Genomic DNA, 17,165 nt, shown 5'->3' with positions numbered 1-17,165 from the left:
CAGCCGCAGCCGCAGCCGCAGGCCGACGGGCCGCTGTCGGTGACAGAGACACCCCCGCCTCGCACTCCGGTACCGCCACCCGGCGCCGGACCGCCTCCGGCGACGGGGACGGCACCGCCGTGTTCTTCGTGCGCAGCTTGCCGGCCCGCTTCGCGGTCAGGTTGCGGAAGTTCACGAGCATGCGATGGCCGAACTCCGTGAGAACGGACTCCGGGTGGAACTGCACGCCCCACAGCGGCCGGGTACGGTGCCGCAGGCCCATTAGCACGCCGTCCTCCGCCCAGGCCGTGGCCTGAAGCGTCTCCGGCAGCGGTTCGCGCACGGACAGCGAGTGGTAGCGGACGGCGGTGAAGTTCTGCGGCAGGCCCTGGAACAGGTCACGCTCGTCATGCCGGATCGTGGAGAGATGCCCGTGCCGCGGCTCCGGCGCGGGCCCCACCACCCCCCGCTCCCCGAGCGCGATCCCCTGATGGCCGAGACACACGCCGAGCACCGGAACCGGGGAGGTCGCGACCAGCCTGGCCGCGATGCCGAAGTCACGCGCGTCCGCCGGGTGTCCGGGCCCAGGGGACACCACCAGGTTGTCGAACTCCCGGAGATCCGGCACCCCGTCGACGGCGGCGTCGTTGCGGACGACCACCGGCTCCTCGCCGTTGACCTCGGCGATCAGCTGGAACAGGTTGTACGTGTACGAGTCGTAATTGTCGATGAGCAGGGTCTTCACCCGCCCACCTCCCTCTGTTCGTTCGCGGGCCTACATGGCCCGGCGTTTGTGCCGGCCGCGGAGCGCCTGGAGCGACGGGTACAGCCATTTCCTGAAGAAACGCTGGAGCCGCGGCATGAGAATCCAGGTGACAAGGGCCGTCACGCACAGGCATAACAACAACGTGCGGATCAGCGCATTGAGGTCACCGAGATAGGGAAGCACGGTCAGATTGAACAGGAGCACCGGCGGAAAAACCGCGCTCATATTCACGAACCACAGTTTCCATTTCGACGGCGGAGCCGGCGGCGCGGGTGTCAGAGTCTGCGCCTCGAACCAGGCCCGGGCCCCCTGTACCCGCCTGCGCGCCGCCTCCTGGGCGAGTCCGTCCAGCCGGGCGTCCCACTGTGCCCGGGAGGGTGATTTCTCCCAGGCCAGGGCCGAACCCTCGCTGGCGAAGCGATAGACGACATGCCACTCCGCCCCTCCGTCGACAAGTACCCCACCCCCCAGAAACCCCGGTTGCCGCGCGGTCGCGCCCAGCATGGCCCACCCCCAGGAGTGGAAGTCGGCCGCACGGCCCGGCGTCACGCGATAGGCCACGGTGACCGTGACGGGATTACTGGTCACGACGTCCCATACGGAAAGCGGTTCACCCGCGTTCAAGATTCAACAAACAATTTTCCGATCGTCCGGAACGTGAAGCTTTTCGGCAGGTGAGGAAGGCAAGGGCGCACGCCATCCCAAAGTTCACAAAACGACAGCAGGGGAGGGGGCGTGAGCCGGGGGGGCATGCACGCCTGCTCACACCGGTCTCTAGGCTGACCCCTCGGCAGTACATGACAGGAACACGCAGTACACGACGGGGACACGGGGAGACACGCACATGGCTGAAACACGGCGACGACTGCGCTCGAGCACGGTGGTGCTGGGCGGCATGGGTGTCCTCGCGGCGGCCCTGTCCGCCTGCGGCTCCGACCCGGACCGCCGCTGCGTGGACCGGGACAGCTACGACTACATCAACGGCTACAAGATCGTCGCCGACAAGAACTGCACGTCCGGATCCTCGTCCTCCTCCTACGGCAAGGGCCGCAAGAAGACCGGCAAGACCAAGGCCACGAACGCCGACTGGTACTACGACGCCGACGTCAGCGGCCGCTACGCCGACAACGGCACCTTCAGCCGCAGCGAGGCCGTCGACCGGGGCGGCTTCGGCTGCTCGGGTTCCGGCAGCGGCGGCGGCTGACGGGGTCGTACGCACATGGAACGCCGCACCATCACCCCCCGCCCCGGCTGGCAGCAGACCGTCGAGGAACAGGGCCTGATCTACCCCCTCACCCGCTACCCCGACGACTCCCTGCGCCCCTACTGGGACGAAAGCGCCTACTACGCCTTCACCCTCCCGGAGATCGAGGCGCTGGAAGAGGTCGTCGAGGAACTCCACCGCATGTGCCTGGCGGCGGCCGGCCACATCCTCGCGGAGGACCGTTTCGCGGACCTGGGCATCACCGACCCCCGCGTGGCCCGCACGGTCGCCGAGTCCTGGCAGCGGCGCGCCGAACTCCCCTCCGTCTACGGCCGTTTCGACCTCCGCTACGACGGCACCGGCCCGGCCAAACTCCTGGAGTACAACGCCGACACCCCCACCTCCCTGGTGGAGGCCGCGTCCCCCCAGTGGTTCTGGATGGAGGACCGCTTCCCCGGCGCCGACCAGTGGAACTCCCTCCACGAACGCCTGATCGACGCCTGGCGGAAACAGGCCGCCCTCCTCCCGCCGGGCAGCCCCCTGTACTTCGCGTACTCCTCCGCCGACGAACTCGGCGAGGACATGATGACGGTCGCCTACCTCAAGGAAACCGCCGAGCAGGCAGGCCTGGACACCGACTGGATCGCCATGGAGGAGATCGGCTGGGACCGCCTCTCCGGCCGCTTCGTCGACAACCGCCTCCGCTTCATCCGCAGCATCTTCAAGCTCTACCCCTGGGAGTGGCTCACCACCGACCGCTTCGCCGACCACGTCCTGGACACCCTCGACAACGGCGGCGGCACGGGCACGACCCTGTGGATCGAACCGGCCTGGAAAATGCTCCTCAGCAACAAGGCCCTGCTCGCGATCCTCTGGGACCTCTACCCCGGCCACCCCAACCTCCTCCCGGCCTACCTGGACGGCCCCCGGGACCTGTCCACGAAGGGCTGGGCGGCCAAGCCCCTCCTGGGCCGAGAGGGTGCGGGCGTCACGATCCACGAGCCCGGCTCCCCTCCCGCCCTCCGCGACGAACCGTGCTGCTACCAGCAACTGGCCCCGCTCCCCGACTTCGACGGCAACCGCGTGGTTCTCGGCGCGTGGGTGGTGGAGAACGAGTCGGCGGGCCTGGGCATCCGGGAGAGCTCGGGCCTGATCACGGACGAATACGCCCGCTTCCTGCCGCACGTGATCCTTTAGAACTCTTCCAGGCATGGGAGAGCGATCAGTTGCACTGGCTTGATCGCATCGCCCGCCCGCCATGGGCGTCTCCTCACAGACAACCCACGGACTCCCCGCCCCCGTCCTAGGTGACGCGAGAGGCGACCGGGACCGACGGGACGTCTGCGCACGGGGTGGTGAGGAGAGGATCATTGATCCGTGCCCGGCGAATATGTGTGACCGCCGTGGCGGTGCTGGCGGCCCTGGCGGGCTCGCCCGGACTGGCACAGGCAGAACAGCCGTACGCATCTGGGTTGTCGAGCGCGGTGGACGACAACCCACTTCCGCCGGGGTGGCGGATCGACGGGGAGGGCGGGACGCGTGAGCTGGTCTGGCGTGCGCCGGAGGCCGTGCCGATGGGGGACGCCCGGGTCGAGTTCCGTACCGGGGACCGGCTGCTCGGGGTGCCGAAGCCGGCGAGGGACGGGCGGACCTTCCGGCTCGCCGTCGGCGAGGCGCGGCCCGAGCAGCTGACGGGCCTTCACGTGACGGCCGCGGGGCGCCGGCTGGACGCGGCGGCCGACGACACGCACGGATCCGGCTCGCGCGTGGCACGGACGCCCGCGAAGGCGCCGGCGAACGGCGTCGATCCGGGCAGACCCGGCTCGTACCGCACGGTCACCGGGCAGTACGACCTCGCCCCGGTGCGCCTGCCCGGGTACGCCGCCCCGGTGGAGATGACCGCCGAGGTGGTGGCGCCGAAGGGTGTCACCGGCAGCCGGCCGCTCGCGCTGTTCCTGCACGGCCGCCACGGCACCTGCTACAAGCCGGGCTCCGAGGACGACGTGACCGGCGACTGGCCCTGTGCGGACGGCTACAAGCCGATCCCGAGCCACCTGGGCTATCTGCGCGACCAGCGACTGCTGGCCTCCCAGGGCTATGTGACGGTGTCGATCTCGGCGAACGGCATCAACGCCCAGGACTGGGAGGCCGAGGACGCCGGCGCGCAGGCGCGTTCCTCGCTGGTACGGCAGCACCTGGCCCGCTGGGCCGACTGGACCGCCCATCGCTCCTCCGCCCCGGCCGTCGTACGCAAGGCGGCGAAGGCGGACCTCTCCCGTGTCCTGCTCGTCGGCCACTCGCGCGGCGGCGAGGGCGTCAACCGGGCCGCCATGGACAGCCTCTACCCGCCGCCGGCCGCCGAGGACGGCTACCGGGGCCCGGTGCGCTGGAAGGTGCGCGGGACCGTGCTCATCGGACCGACGATCTTCGGCCAGAATCCGGTCGCCGACGTGCCGTCCGTGACGCTGCTGCCGGGCTGCGACGGCGACGTGTCGGACCTGCAGGGCGAGGACTTCGTCGACGGCACCCGTGGGATCAGCCGGGGCACCGCGCTGCACAGCGCGGTCTACATGGTCGGCGCCAACCACAACTACTTCAACAGCGAGTGGACCCCGGGCGAGGCCGTCGCACCGGCCCGGGACGACTTCGGGACCGACCCGGAGCAGCCGGACCCCGTGTGCACGCCGGGTGCCGCGCCCCGGCTGACCGCCGCCCAGCAGCACAAGGCGGGCGCCACGTACATCGCCGCCGCGGCCCGGCTCTTCCTCGCCGGTGACGATCGGGTGCGTCCGCTGCTCGACGGTTCCGGCAAGCGGGCCCCGTCCGCGGACCCGGCCCGGGTGCTGACCCACGCGGTCGGCGGCCGCCGCAGCGGTGGTTTCCTGCCGGACGGCGGGGCGAAGGTGACCGGCGCCCGGCTGTGTTCGGCGATCGACCCCGACCCGGCCGTGGCCTGTCTGGACCCCAAGACCCCCGGATCGTCACCGCACTTCGCGTCGTGGGAGACGGAACAGGAGACCGGCCGCAGCGCGGTGGACCTGAAGTGGTCCGCGCCGGGCCGGGCCGCGCGTATCGCTCCGGCCGAGCCGCTCTCCCTCCGCGGCTCCCAGAAGCTCGCGCTCCGGGTCTTCGTACCGCCGAACACGACCGGCACGAAGTTCGACGTGTCCGTCACCGACTCCGCCAACCGCCGGGCGACGCTGGGCTCGATCCGGGCGGACGGGCTCCCGGGCTCCGCGAACACCGCCTCCTACTGGGCTCAGGAACTGCGCGTCCCGCTGTCGGCGGCGACCCGGGCCGGGCTCGATCTCAAGCGCGTCAAGTCCCTTGAGCTGACGCCCCGTTCGCGGTCCGGGCGGGCCTGGCTGATGGACGCCTGGGGCTGGGCGCCCGGCACTTCGGCGGTGAAGGCGGCCGCACTGCCGCGTGTCGACGTGGGCCGCACGATCGTCAAGGAGGGCGACTCGGGCAACCGCACCTACCGGATCCCGGTCGAGATCTCCGGGCACGGCAGCGGGCAGGTCCGCGTGTACGTCCTCGACCCGGACAACGGCCGGGCCGAGAACCGCCTCGTGACCGTACGGCCCGGCAGCAAGGCGATCGACGTGCCGGTCGAGGTGAAGGGCGACACGGACTACGGCGACGACGTGGAGCACGACATCGCCGTCAAGGCCGTCCGGGGCGCCGTCGTCGGCAAGCACCGGGGCGGGCTCACCGTCGAGAACGACGACCCCGAGCCGGTGGTCACCCTGTCGCCGGTCGCGGACCGGGTGACCGAGGGAGAGACGCTGACCTGGCGGTTGTCCGTGGACGCGCCCGCGGCGGTGGACCTCTGGGAGCCGGTGCGGGTGCTTCCGGTCACCGAGGGCGCCGAGCTGTCCACCAAGGACGTGGACCCGCAGTGGCTCCAGGACTGGTCCGGTGACGTGCCCGACCCCGAGCGGCCGCTGTCCGACGCGAACCTGTGGGTGTGGCTGAACATCCCGTCCGGGAGCACCGGCGTGGACTTCGTCGTGCCGACCGTGCGGGACCAGGTGGCCGAGCCGGCCGAGTCGACGCGCCTCGCACTGACCGACAGGAACGCCGAGCCGCTGCCCGGCAGGCCGGTACTGACGGGGACGGTGCGCGACACCCTAGGGGCGCGGGGAACTGCGCGACAAGCCACAACGAGACCCGCACACATGGTCCGGTAGGCTGACCACGGGCCGTGACTGGCGTGCTGGGATGGGAGCGACCATCGGGAAGCGGCCCCCGGCCCCGGCTGAACCCCGGGGACCGGAACCGTGCCGTGCGCCTGGGCCGTACCGTGAACGCTGAACGCAACGTCCGGAGGTCCCCCATGCCAGCCGAGCCCCTCTCCACCGCTTCCACCGCCTACCGCGCCGCCCTCGACGTCATCCGCGCCGTCGAACCCCGCGTAGCGGACGCCATCGGCCAGGAGGTCGCCGACCAGCGCGAGATGCTCAAGCTGATCGCCTCGGAGAACTACGCCTCCCCGGCCACGCTGCTGGCGATGGGCAACTGGTTCAGCGACAAGTACGCCGAGGGCACCATCGGCCGCCGCTTCTACGCCGGCTGCCGCAACGTCGACACCGTCGAGTCCCTCGCCGCCGAGCACGCCAAGGAACTCTTCGGCGCCCGCCACGCCTACGTCCAGCCGCACTCCGGCATCGACGCCAACCTCGTCGCCTTCTGGTCGGTCCTCGCCCAGCGCGTCGAGGTCCCCGCCCTGGAGAAGGCCGGCGCCCGCCAGGTCAACGACCTCTCCGAGGCCGACTGGGCGGAGCTGCGCCGCGCCTTCGGCAACCAGCGCATGCTCGGCATGTCCCTGGACGCCGGCGGCCACCTCACCCACGGCTTCCGCCCGAACATCTCCGGCAAGATGTTCGACCAGCGCTCCTACGGCACGGACCCGGCCACCGGCCTCATCGACTACGAGGCGCTGCGCGCCTCCGCCCGCGAGTTCAAGCCGCTGATCATCGTCGCGGGCTACTCGGCCTACCCCCGTCTGGTGAACTTCCGGATCATGCGCGAGATCGCCGACGAGGTCGGCGCGACGCTCATGGTCGACATGGCGCACTTCGCCGGCCTGGTCGCGGGCAAGGTCCTCACCGGTGACTTCGACCCGGTCCCGCACGCGCAGATCGTGACGACGACCACCCACAAGTCCCTGCGCGGCCCGCGCGGCGGCATGGTCCTGTGCGACGACTCGCTCAAGGACCAGGTCGACCGCGGCTGCCCGATGGTCCTCGGCGGCCCGCTCCCGCACGTCATGGCCGCCAAGGCGGTCGCCTTCGCCGAAGCCCGCCAGGAGTCCTTCCGCGACTACGCCCAGCGCATCGTCGACAACTCCCGCGCCCTGGCCGAAGGCCTGATGCGCCGCGGCGCGACCCTGGTGACCGGCGGCACGGACAACCACCTGAACCTGATCGACGTCGCCTCCTCCTACGGCCTCACCGGCCGCCAGGCCGAGGCCGCGCTGCTGGAGTCGGGCATCGTCACCAACCGCAACGCGATCCCCGCCGACCCGAACGGCGCCTGGTACACCTCCGGCATCCGCATCGGCACCCCGGCCCTGACCACCCGCGGCCTCGGCACGGCGGAGATGGACGAGGTCGCCGGCCTGATCGACCGCGTCCTCACCACCACGGAGCCGGGCACGACCAAGTCGGGCGCCCCCTCCAAGGCGGCCCACGTCCTCGACGCGAAGATCGCCGACGAGATCAGCCACCGCGCGACGGACCTGGTGGCGGCCTTCCCGCTGTACCCGGAGATCGACCTCGGCTGACACGCCCTGTGAGGGCCCGGGGAACTGCGCGACCAGCCACAACGGGTCCGCAGTTCCCCACCGCCGAAACCACCCACGGCCCTCTGAGACAATAAGCAGCATGGCCTCTGACCGACCCCGCGTGCTCTCCGGCATCCAGCCCACCGCCGGCTCGTTCCACCTCGGCAACTACCTCGGCGCCGTCCGCCAGTGGGTGGCCCTCCAGGAGACCCACGACGCGTTCTACATGGTCGTCGACCTGCACGCGATCACCATCCCGCAGGACCCGAAGGACCTGCGGGCGAACACGCGCCTGGCCGCCGCCCAGCTGCTCGCCGCGGGGCTGGACCCGGACCGCTGCACGCTCTTCGTCCAGAGCCACGTCCCCGAGCACGCCCAGCTCGCCTGGGTCATGAACTGCCTCACCGGCTTCGGCGAGGCCGGCCGGATGACCCAGTTCAAGGACAAGGCCGCCAAGCAGGGCGCCGAGCGCGCCTCCGTCGGCCTGTTCACGTACCCCATCCTCCAGGTCGCGGACATCCTCCTCTACCAGGCGCACGAGGTCCCGGTCGGCGAGGACCAGCGCCAGCACGTCGAGCTCACCCGCGACCTCGCCGAGCGCTTCAACGGCCGTTTCGGCCCGACCTTCACCGTCCCGAAGCCGTACATCCTCCGCGAGACGGCGAAGATCTACGACCTTCAGGACCCGTCGATCAAGATGAGCAAGTCGGCGTCCACGCCGAAGGGCCTGATCAACCTCCTCGACGAGCCGAAGGCCACCGCGAAGAAGGTCAAGAGCGCGGTCACCGACACGGACACGGTGATCCGCTACGACGCCGAGAACAAGCCGGGCATCAGCAACCTCCTCACGATCTACTCGACCCTCACCGGCGAGACCATCGGCGAGCTGGAGGAGAAGTACACCGGCAAGATGTACGGCGCGCTCAAGACGGACCTCGCCGAGATCATGGTGGACTTCGTCACGCCGTTCCGGGAGCGCACCCAGCAGTACCTGGACGACCCGGAGACGCTCGACTCGATCCTGGCCAAGGGCGCCGAGAAGGCCCGCGCCGTCGCCGCGGAGACCCTCGCCCACGCGTACGACAAGGTCGGCTTCCTGCCCGCCAAGCACTGAACCCGCTCCCGCGCGCAGCCGTACCACCGCACAGCGCTGTACATCACGTCGGTTGCGCCTGCCTGGAACCGGGTCGTGGCCGTACAGTCGATAACCGGGTGGTCGTATCAGCGACCCGCACACCAAAACGACAGGAGACGACGTGGGGACCGTAACGATCGGTGTCTCGATCGCGGTCCCGGAGCCTCACGGCAGCGAGCTCCAGCAGCTGCGCGCGGGCTTCGGCGACGCCTCGGCTCACGGCATCCCCACGCACGTCACCCTGCTCCCGCCGACGGAGATCGACGAGTCCGCCCTGCCGGCCGTCGAGGCGCATCTCGCCGAGGTCGCCGCGGCCGGCCGGCCGTTCCCCATGCGGCTGTCGGGGACCGGCACGTTCCGGCCCCTGTCCCCGGTCGTCTTCGTCCGGGTCGTCTCGGGTGCGGAGGCCTGCACGCGGCTCCAGGAGCAGGTCCGCGATCCCGCCGGGCCGGTCGCACGCGAACTGCAGTTCCCGTACCACCCCCACGTCACCGTGGCGCACGGCATCGAGGAAGCGGCGATGGACCGCGCCTTCGAGGAACTCGCCGGCTACGAGGCCGAGTGGCCCTGCACCGGCTTCGCCCTCTACGAGCAGGGCGCCGACGGCGTCTGGCGCAAGCTCCGAGAGTTCCCCTTCGGCGGCCCGGTCGTCCCGCCCCAGGCCGGACATGTGGAGCGCGGCTCGGTCCCGACCTGGTGATCCGCCCGTAGGTCAGATCGGCAGCCGCCGGAACACCCCGCGCGGCAGGTGCCGCAGCGCCGCCATCACCACGCGCAGCGCGCCCGGCACCCACACCGTCTCCGAACGGCGCCGCAGCCCCAGCTCGACGGCCGTCGCCACCGCCTCGGGCGTGGTCGCCAGCGGTGCCTCGGGCAGCCCGGCGGTCATCCGCGTCCGCACGAACCCGGGGCGTACGACCATGACGTGCACGCCCGTGCCGTACAGCGCGTCGCCCAGCCCCTGCGCGAAGGCGTCGAGGCCGGCCTTGCTGGAGCCGTAGATGAAGTTGGCGCGGCGGGCCCGCTCGCCCGCGACGGAGGACATCACGACCAGCGAGCCGTGCCCCTGGGACTGGAGCGAGCGGGCGCACACCAGGCCCGCCGAGACCGCGCCGGTGTAGTTGGTCTGCGCGACCCGCACCGCCGCCTCCGGGTCCCGCTCGTCGCGGGCCTGGTCGCCGAGGAGGCCGAAGGCGAGCAGCACCATGTCGACGTCGCCCTCGGCGAAGACCTTGCCGAGCACGGCCTCGTGGGAGGTGGGGTCGAGCGCGTCGAAGGCGACGGTGTGCACGTCCGCCCCCAGCCCGCGCAACTGCCCGGCGGCCTCCTCCAGGGCGGGCGACGGGCGGCCGGCCAGCCAGACCGTGCGGGTGCGGCGGGCGATCAGCCGGCGGGCGGTGGCCAGCGCGATCTCCGACGTACCGCCGAGGACGAGCAGGGACTGGGGGAGACCGAAGGCGTCCTTCATGACAGCTCCTAGGGATCGCTCAGAGATGGAGGCGGCGGGCCAGGTCGGACACGAACACCCCGTGCGGGTCCAGCTCGGCGCGCAGGGCGCGGAAGTCGTCCAGCCGCGGGTACATCGCCGCGAGCAGTTCCGGGCGCAGCCGGGCGTCCTTGGCGAGGTAGACGCGTCCGCCGGCGGTGGCGACCTCCTCGTCGAGTTCGTCGAGGAACGCGCCGAGGCCGGGCAGGCCCGCCGGGATGTCCAGCGCCAGCGTCCAGCCGGGCACCGGGAAGGACAGCCAGCCCGGGTCGGACTCGCCGAAGCGCTTGAGGACGGCCAGGAAGGACGGGCAGCGGCGTTCCGAGATCCGGCGCACGATGCGGCGCAGGGCGTCCTCCTGGCCGTAGCCGACGACGAACTGGTACTGCACGAAACCGCCCCGGCCGTAGACGCGGTTCCAGTGCGGCACGCCGTCCAGGGGATGGAAGAAGGCGGAGAGGCGCTGGAGTTGGCCCGACCGCGCGCGGGGGGCCTTGCGGTACCAGAGTTCGTTGAAGAGGCCCACGGTCGTGCGGGTGAGCAGGCCCTCGGGGAGGAGGGAGGGGGCGGCCGGGAGGCGGGAGGTGCGGAAGGACAGCGGATCCCGGCGCACGCGGGCCGGGAGGGCGTCCAGGGGCGCGTGGTCGCCGCGGGTGAGGACCGCGCGGCCGGTGGCGGCGCCCCGGGCCAGCAGGTCGATCCAGGCGACCGAGTAGCGGTAGCGGTGGTCGGTGGCCGCGAGCCGGGCCATCAGGTCGTCGAGGTCCGCCGCCCGTTCGGTGTCGACCGACATCAGCGAGGTCTCGACCGGCTGGAGCCGGATCGTCGCGGTGAGGATCACTCCGGTCAGTCCCATGCCGCCCGCGGTGGCGTCGAACAGGGGCGTGCCGGGGATCACCGTGCGGATCTCGCCGTCGGCCGTGAGCAGTTCGAGGGCCAGGACGTGCCGCGCGAAGGAGCCCGAGACGTGGTGGTTCTTGCCGTGGATGTCGGCGCCGATCGCCCCGCCGACGGTGACGTAGCGCGTGCCGGGGGTGACCGGCACGAACCAGCCGAGCGGCAGCAGCACCTCCATCAGCCGGTGCAGGGAGACGCCCGCGTCGCACAGCACGGTGCCGCCGTCGGCGTCGATCGCGTGGACGCGGTCCAGGCCCGTCATGTCGAGCACGGACCCGCCCGCGTTCTGCGCCGCGTCCCCGTACGCCCGCCCCAGGCCCCGGGGGATCCCGCCGCGGGTCCCGCAGTCGCGGACGGCCGCCACGGCCTCCTCGTACGTCCGCGGGTGGACCAGCCGGGCGGCGGTGGGAGCGGTGCGGCCCCAGCCGGTGACGGTGGTGTGGTCCAGGCCCATGACGTCCGGGTCGGAATCGGTGTCGGCAGACATGTCCGTGACCGTATCGCCCCTGTGTGAGCTATTAGTTCGAGAACATGGCATCCCTCCCCGAAACGGGTGATTAATGGGATGTCGCTCAATATTGCAGCATTTCAGGCCAGGTGGGCGTGAACAGTGAGTCCACATGGACGACCTCGACGACCTGCACGACATGGACCACCGGATCGTTTCGGCGCTCAGGGCGTGCGGCACCGACCCGCGCGTGGCAGGCGCCGCCCGCGCCCTGTCCTGGGCGGGGGAACACGCGGCGCTGTGGCTGGCGGCGGGGCTCGCCGGAGCCGCCGTCGACGGCCCGAGACGCGGCGCCTGGCTGCGCGGCACGGCGCTCACCGCGGGGGCGCACCTCGTCAGCATGGGGGTGAAGCGGGTCGTGCGCCGCCCGCGCCCCGCGCATATCGAGCCCCTGGTGCGCACCGCCGGCCGTCACTCCTTCCCCAGCTCGCACGCCACCTCCGCCGCTGCCGCCGCCGTCGCCTTCGGCGCCCTCGGGGCGCGCGCCGTCCCGCCGCTCGCCGCCGCCGTATGCGTCTCGCGGCTGGTGGCCGGCGTCCACTACCCCTCGGACGTCGCCGCCGGCGCGGCCCTCGGAGCGCTCACGGCCCGGCTCGGCGCCCGCTGGATGAGGGGAGCGGCCCACCATGGCTGAGACGGCCCTCCTGCGGCAGCGCACCCACGAGGAGCCGTCCGCGCCACCTCGCAAGGGCGGTCTCCTGGCCGGTCTCCTGCGGACCGCGCGGCCCAGGCAGTGGGTGAAGAACGTCCTCGTGGTCGCCGCCCCGGCGGCCGCCGGCGAGCTCTTCTCCCGGCACGCCCTGAGCCGACTCGCCCTCGTCTTCGTCCTCTTCACGGCCTGCGCCGCCGCCGTCTACCTCGTCAACGACGCCCGCGACGCCGAGGCCGACCGCGCCCACCCCACCAAGCGCCACCGCCCGGTCGCCGCCGGACAGGTCCCCGTACCTCTCGCCTACGCCGTCGGCGGGGCCCTCGCCCTCCTCGCGCCCGCCGCCGCGGCCTGGCTCTGCTCCCCGGCCGTCACCGCCCTGCTGACCGCCTACCTCGGCATGCAACTGGCCTACTGCGTCAGCCTCAAACACGTCCTCGTCGTCGACCTCGCCGTCGTCACGACCGGCTTCCTGATGCGGGCCATGGTCGGCGGGCTCGCCCTCGGCATCCCGCTGTCACGCTGGTTCCTGATCACCACCGGCTTCGGCGCGCTGTTCATGGTGTCGGCCAAGCGCTACTCCGAAGCCGTGCAGATGGCCGGAAAGGCGGGCGCCACGCGCGCGTTGCTCACCGAGTACACCACCGGCTACCTCCGCTTCGTCTGGCAGCTCGCCGCCGGTGTCGCGGTCCTCGGCTACTGCCTGTGGGCCATGGAGGAGGGCGGCGTCCCGCACACCAGCGTGCTGCCCTGGCGGCAGCTGTCCATGGTCGCCTTCATCCTGGCGATCCTCCGGTACGCCGTCTTCGCCGACCGCGGCACGGCCGGCGAACCCGAGGACGTCGTCCTGCGCGACCGGGCGCTCGCCCTCATCGGCCTGGTGTGGATGGCGATGTACGGCCTGGCGGTGGCCAATTGGTGACCACACGCGCGTGGTCGTCCCCCACGGCCCCCGGCCGCCGGGAGCTGCTGGGCTTCGCCGCCGTCGGTTTCCTCGCCTACGCCGTCGACCTGGCCCTGTTCACCTGCCTGCGCGGTCCCGCCGGACTCGGCCCGCTCACCGCCAAGGCCCTGTCCTTCCTGGCGGCCTGCTCGGTCGCCTACGCGGGCAACGCCCTCGGCACCTACCGCGACAGGCGGATCAGCGGCCTGCGCCCCTGCGCCGCCTTCTTCCTGGTGAACCTCGCCGGCGCCGCCGTCCAACTGCTGTGCCTGGCCGTCAGCCACTACGGCCTCGGACTCACCTCCCAGCGCGCCGACACCGTCTCCGGAGCGGTCATCGGCATGGCGTTGGCCACAGTCCTCAGGTTCTGGGGTACCCGTACATGGGTCTTCCGGGCGGAGGGCAGAGTCGGATCATGGACTGGCTGAAAAGGCTCCCGGTCATCGGGCCGTGGGCGGAGCGGCTGATGATCACCCACGCGTGGCGGTCGTACGAGCGGCTGGACCGCGTGAAGTGGACGCGGCTGGCCGCAGCGATGACCTTCACCAGCTTCGTCGCGCTGTTCCCGCTGCTGACGGTGTCCGCCACCATCGCCGCCGCCACGCTCAGCACCGAGCAGCAGAACAAGCTCCAGGACAAGCTCGCCGAGCAGGTGCCCGGCATCTCCGACCAGCTGGACATCGCCGGCCTGGTGGACAACGCCGGCGCCATCGGCCTCATCGCGGGCGCGCTGCTGTTCTTCACCGGTGTCAGCTGGGCCGGTTCGATGCGCGAGTGCCTGCGCGCGGTGTGGGAGCTGCCCGACGAGGAGGAGAACCCGCTCCTGCGCTACGCCAAGGACGCGGGCGTCCTGATCGGCCTCGGCGGCGCGCTCCTCGTCACCATCGCCGCCTCCACCATCGCCTCCGCCATGATCGGCTGGATCACCCGGCACCTGGGCATCGACGAGGGCGGCTGGAGCGGCGTCCTGCTGCACATCGCCGCGTTCCTGATCGCCGTGCTCGCCGACTTCCTGCTCCTGCTCTACGTCCTGACCCTGCTGCCCGGCGTCGAGCCCACGCGCCACCGCCTGGTCGTGGCGGCGCTGACCGGCGCGGTCGGCTTCGAACTGCTGAAGCTGCTGCTCAGCGGCTACTTGCAGGGCGTGGCCGGGAAGAGCATGTACGGCGCGTTCGGCGTGCCCGTCGCACTGCTGCTGTGGATCAACTTCACCTCGAAGCTGGTGCTGTTCTGCGCCTCCTGGACGGCGACGCAGAGCAAGGAGGACGAACTCCCGGACGACCCGGACGGCCGGGACAGCCCGGACGGTCGGGACGACTTGGACGGCCGGGACAGCCGGGCCGACGCGGACGGCCGGGACGACGCGGACCGCCGCGACAGCCCGGACGGCCGGGAGGACCTGGCTGGCCGGGAGGACCTGGCTGGCCGGGACGGCCTGAACGGTCTGGACGACGCGGATGGTCTGGACGACGCGGACGGCCGGGACAGCGCGGACCGCCGGGACGACCTGGACGGCCGGGGCAGCCTGAACGGTCTGGACGACGCGGATGGTCTGGACGACGCGGACGGCCGGGACAGCGCGGACGGCCGGGAGGACCTGGACGGCCGGGGCAGCCTGAACGCTCTGGACGACGCGGATGGTCTGGACGACGCGGACGGCCGGGACAGCGCGGACCGCCGGGACGACCTGGACGGCCGGGACAGGCCCGACGGCCGGGACAGGCCCGACGGCCCCGGCGTCAGGGGCGGGTCCGGCGGCGCACCAGATCCGGCAGCGGCCAACGGCGGTTGATCAGGAACGCGCCGCCCGCGAGCAGCACCAGCACACCGCCGGCGATGCCGAGCGCTATCCCGATGCCGCTGGAGCCGTTCGCGGCCCGGGCGCCGGCCACCGGCTTCCCACCGGTCCCGGCCGTGCCGCCCACGCCGCTCCCCGAGCCGCCGGCCTCGCCGGAGGGGTTCGCGCCGGGCTCGGAACTGGCCTGCGCGGCGCCCTTCGGCGGCACCAGCTCACCCACGGGCTGCACCTTCCCGGCCGCCTTGAAGCCCCAGTCGAACAGCCGCGCGGTCTCCTTGTAGACCTCGTTGTGCTCCGGCTTCTCCGGGTTCATCACGGTCACCAGCAGCACCTTGCCGTCCCGCTCCGCGACACCGGTGAAGGTGGCACCGGCGTTGGTGGTGTTGCCGTTCTTGACGCCGGCGATGCCCTGGTAGACGGGCAGGCCCGCGTCGCCGCTCAGCAGCCGGTTGGTGTTCTGGATCTCGAAGGACTCGCGGACCGGCTTGCCCTTCTTGTTCTTCTTCGTCTGGCCCGGGAACTTCGCGCTGACCGTCGAGCAGTACTCCCGGAAGTCCTTCTTCTGCAGCCCCGAGCGGGCGATCAGCGTCAGGTCGTACGCCGACGAGACCTGCTTCTCGGCGTCGTAGCCGTCCGGGCTGACGACGTTCGTGTCGAGGGCCTGGAGCTCCTCGGCGTGCTCGTTCATCTCCTTGACGGTGTTGTCGACGCCCTTGTTCATGGCCGACAGCACATGCACGGCGTCGTTGCCGGAGCGCAGGAAGACGCCGAGCCACAGGTCGTGGACGGTGTAGGTCTCGTCCTCCTTTATCCCGACCAGGCTGGAACCCGCGCCCATGCCCGCCAGGTCGGAGGGGACGACCTTGTGCTTGGCCGTCCTCGGGAACTTCGGCAGCAGCGTGTCCGCGAACAGCATCTTCAGCGTGCTCGCCGGGGCCAGCCGCCAGTGCGCGTTGTGCGCGGCCAGCACGTCACCCGACTCGGCGTCGGCGACGATCCAGGAGCGGGCGCTCACGTCCTTCGGCAGCACCGGCACGCCGCTCGCCAGGTTCACCTGCGTGCCCGGCTGCCCGAGCCGGGCGCCGCCCACGGTCGACATCGACGCCGGGGGAGTGGCCGACGGGCTCGCCGAGGCACTGCCCGAGGGGCTCGGGGCCGCGACGGCGGCGGGCGCGGCCAGGGCGAGGGACGACAGGACGGCTGAGGTGACCAGCAGGGATCGCCTGGCGGTCTTCTTCGGAGCGGGCACGATCGGAAACGTACATGCCGTTCGGGGGGAAGTCCCGCCTGTGTCCCCACCCCGGGGACGGAACCGGACACGCACTGGCGATACTGGTCCCATGAAGCTCAGCCGCCCCGTCTCCTGGTTCCTGCTCGCCTTCGGGGTGTGGAGCTGGGTCATCTGGATCACTTTCGTCAAGAACCTTGTCAAGGACAGCAGCGGGCTCGCCTTCGACGACGGTCATCCCACGGCGTACTTCTGGGTGCACCTGCTGCTCGCCGTCGTTTCCTTCGTATTGGGGACGGCCATCGGGGCCATCGGGTTGCGTGGTCTGCGCGCACTGCGCCGGACGTCATAACGGCAATCGGGAGACACGACACCGTGGCCATCGTTTTCGTACTCGTCGCCGTCCTCGTCCTGGCCGTCATCGTGACGGCCAACTGGTACGTGTGGCGCCGCCTGTTCCGCGACACCACGCGCGGCCCGGGCCTCACCCGCCGCACGGGCGCGGCCCTGATCGCAGGCGGCTGGCTCCTCGCGATCACGGCCCTGGTGGCCGAACGCACCGGCGCCCCGTTCTGGCTCCAGCAGGTCCTGGCCTGGCCGGGCTTCCTGTGGCTGGCCCTGTCGATATACCTGTTGCTGGCGGTCGTGGCGGGGGAGGCCGTACGGCCACTGCTGCGGTGGTTCGTCGAGCGGCGGGCGAGGGCGAGGGGAGCGGGCTCGGAGCCCGGTGCCGGTGCGCCCGGCGACCCCGCTGCCGCGACGGCGGCCGCACCACAGGCGGACG

General features: G+C 71.7%; 15 protein-coding genes and 2 pseudogenes. 12 read left to right on the top strand and 5 right to left on the bottom strand.

Going from position 1 to position 17,165, the window contains the following annotated elements:
- Positions 1 to 724, bottom strand: a 724-nt coding sequence (locus CCL05_RS37615) for an anthranilate synthase component II (protein ID WP_143590006.1), incomplete at its 3' end; no start/stop codon positions are given.
- Between the two features lie 30 nt (positions 725 to 754).
- Positions 755 to 1,369, bottom strand: a complete 615-nt coding sequence (locus CCL05_RS37610; RefSeq protein WP_425275971.1) for an antibiotic biosynthesis monooxygenase — start codon at positions 1,367 to 1,369, stop codon at positions 755 to 757.
- Positions 1,370 to 1,589: 220 nt separating this feature from the next.
- Between CCL05_RS37610 and CCL05_RS37605 the strand changes: the two genes are divergently transcribed.
- The 6 genes from CCL05_RS37605 to CCL05_RS37580 all read left to right on the top strand — a co-directional run bounded on the left by CCL05_RS37605 (position 1,590) and on the right by CCL05_RS37580 (position 9,572).
- Positions 1,590 to 1,949: a hypothetical protein gene (locus CCL05_RS37605; protein WP_086565122.1), complete on the top strand. Its 360-nt coding sequence runs from the start codon at positions 1,590 to 1,592 to the stop codon at positions 1,947 to 1,949.
- A 15-nt stretch (positions 1,950 to 1,964) separates the two neighbouring features.
- On the top strand, positions 1,965 to 3,146 hold the full coding sequence (locus tag CCL05_RS37600) for a glutathionylspermidine synthase family protein (RefSeq protein ID WP_086565121.1): 1,182 nt from the start codon (positions 1,965 to 1,967) through the stop codon (positions 3,144 to 3,146).
- A gap of 197 nt (positions 3,147 to 3,343) precedes the next feature.
- A complete protein-coding gene (locus CCL05_RS37595) occupies positions 3,344 to 6,142 on the top strand; it encodes an alpha/beta hydrolase (protein WP_086565120.1) in 2,799 nt (932 codons plus the stop codon).
- A gap of 146 nt (positions 6,143 to 6,288) precedes the next feature.
- Entirely contained in the window at positions 6,289 to 7,737 is a 1,449-nt protein-coding gene (locus CCL05_RS37590) for a glycine hydroxymethyltransferase (RefSeq protein WP_086565119.1), read from the top strand.
- Positions 7,738 to 7,837: 100 nt separating this feature from the next.
- Positions 7,838 to 8,851, top strand: coding sequence for a tryptophan--tRNA ligase (gene trpS, locus CCL05_RS37585; protein ID WP_086565118.1), 1,014 nt, complete (start codon positions 7,838 to 7,840; stop codon positions 8,849 to 8,851).
- Between the two features lie 142 nt (positions 8,852 to 8,993).
- Positions 8,994 to 9,572, top strand: coding sequence for a 2'-5' RNA ligase family protein (locus CCL05_RS37580; protein WP_086565117.1), 579 nt, complete (start codon positions 8,994 to 8,996; stop codon positions 9,570 to 9,572).
- A gap of 12 nt (positions 9,573 to 9,584) precedes the next feature.
- Here the strand turns inward: CCL05_RS37580 and dprE2 are convergent, their stop codons facing one another.
- Positions 9,585 to 10,340, bottom strand: coding sequence for a decaprenylphospho-beta-D-erythro-pentofuranosid-2-ulose 2-reductase (gene dprE2, locus CCL05_RS37575; protein WP_086565116.1), 756 nt, complete (start codon positions 10,338 to 10,340; stop codon positions 9,585 to 9,587).
- A gap of 19 nt (positions 10,341 to 10,359) precedes the next feature.
- The gene (dprE1, locus tag CCL05_RS37570) at positions 10,360 to 11,742 is read right to left on the bottom strand and encodes a decaprenylphosphoryl-beta-D-ribose oxidase (protein WP_086565115.1); all 1,383 of its coding nucleotides are present in this window, start codon (positions 11,740 to 11,742) and stop codon (positions 10,360 to 10,362) included.
- 133 nt (positions 11,743 to 11,875) lie between these two features.
- Between dprE1 and CCL05_RS37565 the strand changes: the two genes are divergently transcribed.
- The 4 genes and pseudogenes from CCL05_RS37565 to CCL05_RS37550 all read left to right on the top strand — a co-directional run.
- Complete coding sequence (locus CCL05_RS37565) at positions 11,876 to 12,397, top strand: phosphatase PAP2 family protein (RefSeq protein ID WP_086565114.1); 522 nt, start codon at positions 11,876 to 11,878, stop codon at positions 12,395 to 12,397.
- Positions 12,390 to 13,334 (top strand): decaprenyl-phosphate phosphoribosyltransferase, encoded by a 945-nt coding sequence (locus CCL05_RS37560; RefSeq protein ID WP_086565113.1) that lies wholly within the window; start codon positions 12,390 to 12,392, stop codon positions 13,332 to 13,334. Before CCL05_RS37565 ends, CCL05_RS37560 begins: the two co-directional genes overlap by 8 nt.
- A complete protein-coding gene (locus tag CCL05_RS37555; protein ID WP_086565112.1) occupies positions 13,331 to 13,783 on the top strand; it encodes a GtrA family protein in 453 nt (150 codons plus the stop codon). Before CCL05_RS37560 ends, CCL05_RS37555 begins: the two co-directional genes overlap by 4 nt.
- Positions 13,771 to 14,661, top strand: a pseudogene (locus CCL05_RS37550) (YihY/virulence factor BrkB family protein); the annotation flags it as partial. The gene CCL05_RS37555 and the pseudogene CCL05_RS37550, both read left to right, overlap by 13 nt.
- A gap of 433 nt (positions 14,662 to 15,094) precedes the next feature.
- On the opposite strand, the gene CCL05_RS37545 reads toward CCL05_RS37550, so the two are convergent.
- Positions 15,095 to 16,402 carry a D-alanyl-D-alanine carboxypeptidase family protein gene (locus CCL05_RS37545; RefSeq protein ID WP_341868294.1) on the bottom strand — a complete coding sequence of 436 codons (1,308 nt, stop codon included), beginning with the start codon at positions 16,400 to 16,402 and terminating at the stop codon, positions 15,095 to 15,097.
- 91 nt (positions 16,403 to 16,493) lie between these two features.
- Between CCL05_RS37545 and CCL05_RS37540 the strand changes: the two genes are divergently transcribed.
- Both CCL05_RS37540 and CCL05_RS37535 read left to right on the top strand, forming a co-directional pair.
- The gene (locus tag CCL05_RS37540; RefSeq protein WP_010047056.1) at positions 16,494 to 16,733 is read left to right on the top strand and encodes an SCO4848 family membrane protein; all 240 of its coding nucleotides are present in this window, start codon (positions 16,494 to 16,496) and stop codon (positions 16,731 to 16,733) included.
- Between the two features lie 23 nt (positions 16,734 to 16,756).
- Positions 16,757 to 17,165 (top strand): annotated as a pseudogene (locus CCL05_RS37535) (metallophosphoesterase); the annotation flags it as partial.

Origin of the sequence: Streptomyces africanus (assembly GCF_002150735.1) — a bacterium.
Classification (GTDB): Bacteria; Actinomycetota; Actinomycetes; order Streptomycetales; family Streptomycetaceae; genus Streptomyces; species Streptomyces africanus.
Note: the sequence above shows the minus strand (reverse complement) of the source record. Positions and strands in the feature narration are given on the sequence as shown.

Excerpts from the sequence above, each read along its gene's own strand:
- CCL05_RS37605 (WP_086565122.1), top strand. The coding sequence starts at position 1,590 with ATGGCTGAAACACGGCGACGACTGCGCTCGAGCACGGTGGTGCTGGGC.
- CCL05_RS37600 (WP_086565121.1), top strand. The coding sequence starts at position 1,965 with ATGGAACGCCGCACCATCACCCCCCGCCCCGGCTGGCAGCAGACCGTC.
- CCL05_RS37590 (WP_086565119.1), top strand. The coding sequence starts at position 6,289 with ATGCCAGCCGAGCCCCTCTCCACCGCTTCCACCGCCTACCGCGCCGCC.
- trpS (WP_086565118.1), top strand. The coding sequence starts at position 7,838 with ATGGCCTCTGACCGACCCCGCGTGCTCTCCGGCATCCAGCCCACCGCC.
- dprE2 (WP_086565116.1), bottom strand. The coding sequence starts at position 10,340 with ATGAAGGACGCCTTCGGTCTCCCCCAGTCCCTGCTCGTCCTCGGCGGT.
- dprE1 (WP_086565115.1), bottom strand. The coding sequence starts at position 11,742 with ATGTCTGCCGACACCGATTCCGACCCGGACGTCATGGGCCTGGACCAC.
- CCL05_RS37565 (WP_086565114.1), top strand. The coding sequence starts at position 11,876 with ATGGACGACCTCGACGACCTGCACGACATGGACCACCGGATCGTTTCG.
- CCL05_RS37560 (WP_086565113.1), top strand. The coding sequence starts at position 12,390 with ATGGCTGAGACGGCCCTCCTGCGGCAGCGCACCCACGAGGAGCCGTCC.
- CCL05_RS37540 (WP_010047056.1), top strand. The coding sequence starts at position 16,494 with ATGAAGCTCAGCCGCCCCGTCTCCTGGTTCCTGCTCGCCTTCGGGGTG.